Source organism: Bradyrhizobium sp. 197 (assembly GCF_023073375.1).
Lineage (GTDB): Bacteria > Pseudomonadota > Alphaproteobacteria > Rhizobiales > Xanthobacteraceae > Bradyrhizobium.
Genome location: NZ_JADPJJ010000059.1, coordinates 1 through 4992, shown reverse-complemented (window position 1 = coordinate 4992; position 4992 = coordinate 1). Strand labels below are relative to the sequence as shown.

Annotated in this window: 2 protein-coding genes and 2 pseudogenes; 2 read left to right on the top strand and 2 right to left on the bottom strand. The window is 59.6% G+C overall.

The window, feature by feature from the left end; all coding sequences use genetic code 11:
• Positions 1-978: 978 nt before the first annotated feature.
• The gene (locus IVB27_RS14400; RefSeq protein ID WP_247444200.1) at positions 979-1914 is read left to right on the top strand and encodes a DUF5996 family protein; all 936 of its coding nucleotides are present in this window, start codon (positions 979-981) and stop codon (positions 1912-1914) included.
• 150 nt (positions 1915-2064) lie between these two features.
• Entirely contained in the window at positions 2065-4026 is a 1962-nt protein-coding gene (locus tag IVB27_RS14395; RefSeq protein WP_256468370.1) for a hybrid sensor histidine kinase/response regulator, read from the top strand.
• Between the two features lie 447 nt (positions 4027-4473).
• Here IVB27_RS14395 and IVB27_RS14390 read toward each other — a convergent pair.
• Both IVB27_RS14390 and IVB27_RS14385 read right to left on the bottom strand, forming a co-directional pair.
• Positions 4474-4644: pseudogene (locus IVB27_RS14390) on the bottom strand (transposase zinc-binding domain-containing protein); the annotation flags it as partial.
• A gap of 48 nt (positions 4645-4692) precedes the next feature.
• Positions 4693-4848, bottom strand: a pseudogene (locus IVB27_RS14385) (phage integrase N-terminal SAM-like domain-containing protein); the annotation flags it as partial.
• Positions 4849-4992: the final 144 nt, after the last annotated feature.

The window sequence follows — 4992 nt, the reverse complement described above, 5'->3', positions numbered from 1 at the left end:
GATCCGCTGGCTGAGGATTTTGTTGCGCCAAATCCTCAGCGCTCTCTTCGTGGGGCCGACGATCAATCCGGTCTGAAATTAGCGTTCTTCACGGACGACGCCTTCGCGCATGGAGGCCCAACGCGTAGTCGAGGAGTACCTGTGCGATCTGCGGGAGATCATCAGGAAGCTCCGTGGGGGCTCAACTGAGCGAGCCGCTCTTGACGGACGCCCCGCCACGGGAGTCTGATCGGCCGGATGAGGCCCACATCAGCACGATATCGACGAGCTCGCGCGCGTGGAGCGCATCTGCCTCGATAATCCCCAATTATCAAGGGTCAGAGGATCACCGCTCCGCCGAACCTCATTACAATGGCTCGTATTTTTGTGCGCGTCGACCAAAGCTACGGTTGGAAACCGCGGTCGTTACGCTTCTTTCGCGCGCAAACATCTACGACTTGTCTGAAAGGGCAGGGAGGCTTCATCTAGCATCAAGCTCATCTTTGATCGCGCTCCGTCGAGGAACGCCATGCTCGATCCGACTATGGTCGTCGCCGCCAGCGGCAGCCACTTGCGGCTGTACGACACAGCCTGGTCAGAGCAGGTTGTCGCCTGCTCCCGCGTCGCAGGGCGGCCGTGTGAATCCAACCGTTGGATGCTCGAGAAAGACGGTTCTCCCCGGCAAGGGTGCGTCTTGCGTATACGATTAGCAAGATTCGCCCGCCAAAGGTCGCCGTGTCTTGATTTAGTGACAAACCGGAATAGGCTCGCGAGCCAACTCTTAGTTCCAAGCCTGACCAAAGCCGACAATGGGAATTTGGCGCATGATCGCTTGGCGCCACAAGCGTCTTCGGTGCGACGTGGCGCAATATGGCGTCACAATGGGAGACCGGCCCTATTCGCGTTTCTTCGTCTGGCCTTGAGCAGCGAAGAGACCTCGCCTCATATCATTTCGGTGCTGTGTGACCGACCGGATGAAGCTTAGTTGGAGGAAGCACTGTGAACGCAAACTGGCCATACATCCCGTTCGAGCAGTGGCGCGAGACATGTTCCGCGCTCCATATCTATTCGCAGATCGTGGGTAAGTACCGACTTGCACGAACGCCTTGGCTCAACCATTCCTGGCATGCGACCCTGTACGTCAATACACGCGGCTTGACGACTTCGCTGGTACCGGACGGGGCCGGCACTGAGATCACCCTTGATCTCCGGAAACATGTCGTCATCGGAGAAGCAGCAGACGGGCGGAGAGCTGAGCTTCCGTTAGGACCAATGTCCGTGGCTGACTTCTATGTACATTTCCTCGAACTCGTTCGGGGAATTGGGGGCACGCCGGAGCTTCACGACCGACCCAGCGAGGTGTCAGCGCCCATCCCCTTTCGCGATGATCGGCAAACCAGGCCCTACGATGCTGCAGCCGTGACAAGGTTCTTCGAGGCGCTGGTGCTCGCCAACAATGTGTTCACCCGATTTCGAACCGGCTTCATCGGAAAGGCTAGTCCGGTTCATCTCTTTTGGGGCAGCTTTGATCTAGCGGTCACGCGCTTCTCCGGACGCCGCGCGCCCCTACATCCGGGTGGCATTCCGGCTTTGCCGGACGAGGTGACCCAAGAAGCATACAGTCATGAAGTCTCGTCGGCGGGTTTTTGGCCGGGCGGCGGCAGCACGGATTTTGCGGCCTTTTATTCCTATGCCTATCCCGCTCCTACAGATTTTGCGGAGGCCAAGGTGATGCCCGATGGGGCGTACTTCGACCCGAAGCTCGGGGAATTTCTTCTGCCTTACGATGTCGTCAGACAATCGGCTGACCCAGAAGTAGCGCTGACGGCCTTCCTGGAGAGCACCTATCGCGCTGCAGCCGACCTCGGTCATTGGGATCGTATGGCCCTCGATTGTCTCACCGGCTTACCCCGCCGACCGCGACCATTAAGCTAAGCGGCCCAACGGCGCGCCGACGAGGTGCTTGAACAGCTTGGTCGCCATGTCGGCCTTCTGAACCGCCCGGGTCTCTGCCACAGGCTGCGAGTTCGCGGAACTATACATTATCAGCACGGTTGACTGGTGTTCCCCAATCGGAGCCCGCCTTTGCAAAGCCCTCAGTCAAAACTTGACGGGATCGGAGATACTGCGCGACTTCAACTGCTTATCGACGGAATCGTGGACTATGCCATCTACATGATCGACGCCGACGGCACGGTGCGCAGCTGGAACTCTGGTGCGCTGCGGTTGAAGGGTTACACACCCGACGAAATCATCGGAAAATCGTTTGCTTCCTTCTATACGCCGGAAGATCGCGCCAAAGGGCTGCCGCAGCGGGCCTTGAGCGTCGCGGCGCAAACAGGCCGTTTCAGCGCCGAGGGCTGGAGAGTTCGCAAGGATGGCGGTCGTTTCTGGGCATCGGTGATCGTCGATGCGATCCGAAATGAAGGCGGTGAACTGATCGGGTTTGCCAAGGTCACACGAGACATCACCGAGCGGCAACAAGCCCACCAAGAGCTTCTCAATAGTGAGCGGCGCTACCGCCAGCTGATCGAGGCCGTGGTCGATTACGCGATCTTTCAGCTCGATCCGTTCGGCAACGTGACAACCTGGAATCCCGGAGCGGAGCGTATTAAGGGATACGCGCCGCCGGAGATCGTCGGTCGGCATTTCAGCGCTTTTTATACTCCCGAGGACATCGAGCTTGGTGTGCCAACACGTGCGCTTTCTGAGGCTGCAGAGCACGGACGCTTTGAAGCGGAAGGGTGGCGTCTGAGAAAAGATGGCTCCCGCTTTTGGGCATCGGTCATCATCGATCGTATCACGGACGAATCCGGAAACATCGTCGGGTTTGCAAAAGTCACGCGCGACGTTACGGACCGGAAGCGAGCCGAAGACGAGCTCAAGCACGTTCAGGAGCAACTCGCCGCATCTCAAAAGCTGGAAGCGGTTGGGCAACTCAGCGGCGGGATCGCGCACGACTTTAACAATCTGCTCATGATCGTCCTTGGCAATCTGGAAACAGCTGAACGGCACGCCAAGTTGCCCGGAGCCAATCTGAATCGGGCGCTCGCGAATGCGAAACGAGGCGCGCAGAGAGCCGCGGCGTTGACCAGTCGCCTGCTTGCCTTTTCGCGCCGACAGGCGCTCGATCCCAAGCCGATCAACGTGAACAACTACATCAATGGTCTGCAGGAATTCCTCCAGCGTACGCTCGGAGAGCGCATCGAAGTCCAGACCGTCGGAAGTGCGGGTCTATGGCATATCGAGGCCGACGCCAATCATCTGGAGTCAGCCATCGTCAACCTGGCGATCAATGCTCGCGACGCCATGCCTGGCGGCGGAAAGCTGACCTTGGAAGCTGCCAACATCGCCGCCGACGAGGATTACTGCCGTCTCAATCCTGAAGTCGCGCCCGGTCAGTACGTCGCCATTTGCGTGACCGACACCGGAGGCGGCATGTCGCCGGACGTTCTCAGTCACGCCTTTGAACCCTTCTTTACCACAAAAGAGCCGGGCCACGGCACTGGCCTTGGCCTGAGCCAGGTCTACGGCTTCGTCAAACAATCCGGAGGCCACGCCAAAATCTACAGCGAGGTGGGGCAAGGCACGACGATCAAGATGTACTTTCCACGTTTCTCGGGGAGTGCACGACCTGAGGAAATCGCACAGGAGGAACTCGCGGGGGGTGAGATAGCCGAGACCGTTCTCGTCGTCGAGGACGACGAAGACTTGCGCACGTATATCGCTGACGTCCTGCGCGATCTCAACTACCGCGTCCTCTCAGCCCGGAGCGCTCAAGCCGCCCTGACCATTCTTCTGCAGGAGGACTCGAAGGTGGACCTTCTTCTCACCGACGTGGTCATGCCAGGGATCAATGGTCGCGAGCTTGGGAGGCGCGCGCATCAAATTCGACCTGGTCTGAAGATACTGTACATGACCGGATATTCGCGCAATGCCGTGGTCCACCAGGGAAGGCTTGATGAAGGCGTCAATCTGCTGGAGAAGCCGATCTCTCAAGCGAAACTAGCGCTAAGGGTGCGAGAGATTCTCGATCAGAATGGATGAACCGGGGGGCGACAGCAGTGGCATCCTGGGACCGGCAGGCGCCAGGGACGACCTCTTCCGGTCAGCCCGCGCGCGACTTCCGCTTGTGTGAAGGTTTTCGGATGCCGGCCCACGATGATGGCGCCACGCGCTCTGGGGCCGGCGTACGAAAACCTCCAAAGGAGGGAACCGCGGGACGTCGGGCGAGGTGGCACGTCAGGTGCTATGGGGATTTCGTCGCTGGAGGTGTGTGTGTGTGTGCGAGGTTCGTTGAACGCGTTTTGCGGACGCGATCGAGAAGGTTGGCGGGTCTGATCGGATGGGCAGAACCGGCGTTGAGCGGCGATTTGTTGACAAGCCTGTAGCCGAAGTTGCTACGGGGGCGAGCGATTTGGCTGCCGGTCGAGGACCGGTGCAATTGATGCGCAGGTTTTGTGATGTTGGCGCGCCACCGCGATCATGACGTGGGTGGGCACAATCCTCGCATCGCTCGACCTGGCCGCCGAGGGCTGCCGTGCGGCAGTTCTCGATCGCCGACATCACCTTCAACTGGTCGAGGCTGACATGACCGGCATGGGCCTGTCGCCATGCCGGTCCACGGTCGCGGAAGATATGCTCGACGATCTCGCGGCGCTTCAGCGTGACCCGAAAGAAGAACCGCAGCGTCGAGACGGTCTGGTTGATGGTCGGAACTCCGACGCCGCTCGCGGTCAGATGCAGCTGATAGCGGCGCACATCCTCGAAGGTCGCCGTATCCGGTGATCGCCCGAGGAACGCAGCGAAACTCTTGACCCTTTGCACGTGGTCATGTTGGGTCTTCGGCGCGAGCTTGCGGATCGTCATGTCTTCGATCATGCGCCGGCGCAACGGGCTCCTTGCCTCGTCGGTCATCCGAAAATGCACTCGACCATCGCCCGGCGTGATTGCGACATGCCGTATCCCGGATGCCGCGTGGTTCGTTCGTCGATCGCGCTGTTACGGTTCTTG